The following is a 2,624-nucleotide window of genomic DNA, read 5'->3' on the forward strand; positions in this document are numbered from 1 at the left end:
GGACCCTGAACGACTTCGACTTCGCCGCCCAGCCCGGCGTCGACGAGAAACTCATGACTTGCAGGTTCATCCCGTGCTTCTTGTGTTTCCCGGAAAGGAGTGTGCCGTCGAGGATCACGAACGCCTTCGTCGACGCGACCCGGATCGCGTCGGTCAGGGTGGGCGCGAGACCTGCCAGGAGTTCGACAGCCTCGGTGGCATACCGGTAGGCGGTCGTGGTTCCGATACCGAATCCGGCCGCGAGCTGGGCATACGTGTGTCCCATCCGCAGGTGGGCGAGTGCGAGCAGGGCCTGGCGGCCGGGGTTCAGACGCCGCCAGCGGGAGCCGATCGAGCGACGGTGCTGCCGCAGACGGGCGGACAGGAAGCGCAGGGCAGAGCTGGACACGTCGACGCCCGACGGGTAGACAAGCATGCGAAGCCTCTGGTGGATACGGTTCTCTTGGTCGAAAACCCATCTACCAGGGGCTTCACCACGTTGTCAGCCCAACCGGCTTGCTCCCGCTGCAAGTTGGAAAAGGCTCACTGTCACATCGGAAAGGATGTGGACATGGCACTGGTCAAAAAGAGATCGCGGCTCATCAACGTGGACGGCACCGCCTACCGGTGGCGACTCCGCGGACGGCCGACCTACGACCAGGGCCTGGTCCGGTCACCCCTCACCTACGCGGTCGAACACGCCGGCGCTTCCGGGACCACACTGGTGGTCACCACCAACCAGCCGCACCTGAGCAACTGGTTCGGAACACAAGGCAGCCCGATCCTGCCTGGCCAGGTGGCTGACAGCATCCGCACCGCTCTCACCGACGGCTGGAGCCCCGAGAACCCCGGCTCACCCTTCCACCTCGACCAGTCAGCGGGCTTCGTCTCGTCCCACTGCCCCACCCACACTCAAGGACTCACCGGCCCTGCCATCGGTGAGTCCTTCTGTATTCCGCTCCCCACTTTCCCCAGTTGGTTCACTCCGTGAACCAACTGGAGCGAATAGCAGCAGTGGGGAAAATTCGAGATCGGCATCATCGTTCGGAAAGGCCCCTTCGGCCGGGGGCCAAGAACACGCCGCCCGCGCAGCTGCTGCAGACTCTCCCGCCCGGCCGGAACACAGCTCGGCCACCCGAAGACGCCGGACAACGCCGTGCGCGGTCCCAGCAGGCGCTGGGAGGCGTCCATCAGTTTTCGGCCGTCGCCTGCCCGGCACCGGCGCGGAGCTCCTCAGAACACAGCGATTATATGATAATGACGAAGGACTTGTACGGGCGCTACATGACCGCCGCCCACGCGTACACGGCCCACAGCGCAACATGCGCGGCTTGCCGGACAGCCGCGGCGTGCCAGCCCGCCACCCGCCTCTTCACGGCATTCAGTCAACTGCAAGACGTCTACAGCGCCCAATTAGCTCACGCCAGACGGCCCGCCACCCAGGTTCAACAGCCATCCGCCGTCCTGCCAGCACGAGGACATGACCACTGAGCAACCCGCCGCACCAGACACTTCCCACGCTGCGCAGCCACAGCAGGACGCAGGAACGGCCCAGCGCGTGACCTGACTCCCGGTCATATTCTCCACGGCTCTGCACCGGGGCTCACCGCCTCCGGGCCCGGCATGACTTCTCCTCCTTGTTGACGGCACATGATCCGGGGGGTGGTGTCGATCCCGGAGGTATCGGCAGACAAGGGGCAGGACACCGCCCGTAGTTCTTGCCTTCTTCACCCGGTACGGCCTCAGCCCCTCCGCATGCTTCCGCCGCCTCGGTCTCTCTGAGCCGATGGGCCCAGCGTGCGGAGGTCTCCCCCCAGCCCCGGGCGCCGACGCGAAGAGCGGAACGCCGGCGAAGGGGCCGGGTGACAGGCCGGAGTCGAGTGCGACAGTGATCCGGCCATGTGCTCCGCCATCCGCCGTCACCCGAAGGCCATCCACCACCCGGTCTTCCCAGCAGCCCTCGGTGAATCGTTCCGCCGTGTGAGGAGCACCTGCGGTGACGGCCTCTCGGCCGTCTCGGCGATGCCAGCGTTGAGGGGCTCCGGAGCTAGCCGACGAATGCTGAAGACGAGCCGGGGCGTAGAGCTCGAATTGCGCAGGCGCGGTGGTGAAGCCGCGGCTCGATTCCCTCTCCTGCGGCCGCAGTCAGTAGCCTCGGTCTCGTTGGCGGACGAGGGGGTTGTGGGCGTGGCGCGTACGTGGCTGTCCATCCGGGTGGAGCTGGTCTCTGGGCACGGCGGGGACTTGTGGCCTCGCCCCGGTCGGGTCTTCGCCGCCGCACGGTCGCACTCCTTCGCACAGTTCGCCACGGCCGTCGATTTGGCCTTCGCCCGTTGGGACCTCGCCCACCTGCACCTGTTCACCTTGGCCGATGGCACCAGGGTCAGCCCTCTGGAGTGGTGGGACGGCGAGGCCCCGGACAACACCGTGGACGGCCATGCCACCAAGCTGAGCAGGCTGCAGGCCGGCGAGCAGTTCGCCTACGTCTTCGACATGGGCGACGACTGGACCCACCTGTGCACGGTGGCCGACAGGTGTATCGACCCTGCCTGCAGGCCTACGGCTCGAACTTGTAGCCCAGACCGCGGACGGTCACCAGGTAACGCGGCGCGCCCGGGTCGGGCTCGATCTTGGCGCGCAGGCGC

Annotated in this window: 3 protein-coding genes and 1 pseudogene; 2 read left to right on the forward strand and 2 right to left on the reverse strand. The window is 66.8% G+C overall.

Annotated features, from left to right (window positions below):
- Positions 1–415 (reverse strand): transposase family protein (locus tag ABZ070_RS36545; RefSeq protein WP_356640419.1); only part of this gene is annotated, 415 nt, incomplete at its 3' end.
- Between the two features lie 135 nt (positions 416–550).
- Here ABZ070_RS36545 and ABZ070_RS36550 point away from each other — a divergent pair.
- Both ABZ070_RS36550 and ABZ070_RS36555 read left to right on the forward strand, forming a co-directional pair.
- The gene (locus tag ABZ070_RS36550) at positions 551–970 is read left to right on the forward strand and encodes a hypothetical protein (RefSeq protein ID WP_356640421.1); all 420 of its coding nucleotides are present in this window, start codon (positions 551–553) and stop codon (positions 968–970) included.
- A gap of 1,067 nt (positions 971–2,037) precedes the next feature.
- A pseudogene (locus tag ABZ070_RS36555) lies at positions 2,038–2,472 on the forward strand (hypothetical protein); the annotation flags it as partial.
- A gap of 64 nt (positions 2,473–2,536) precedes the next feature.
- Here the strand turns inward: ABZ070_RS36555 and ABZ070_RS36560 are convergent.
- The coding region (locus ABZ070_RS36560; RefSeq protein ID WP_356640423.1) for a helix-turn-helix domain-containing protein at positions 2,537–2,624 on the reverse strand (88 nt) is incomplete at its 5' end.

This window comes from Streptomyces sp. NPDC006283 (assembly GCF_040613325.1).
Taxonomy (GTDB): Bacteria; Actinomycetota; Actinomycetes; order Streptomycetales; family Streptomycetaceae; genus Streptomyces.

What these genes read in the sequence shown, in the direction of transcription:
- ABZ070_RS36550 (WP_356640421.1), top strand. Translation starts at nt 551, where the DNA reads ATGGCACTGGTCAAAAAGAGATCGCGGCTCATCAACGTGGACGGCACC.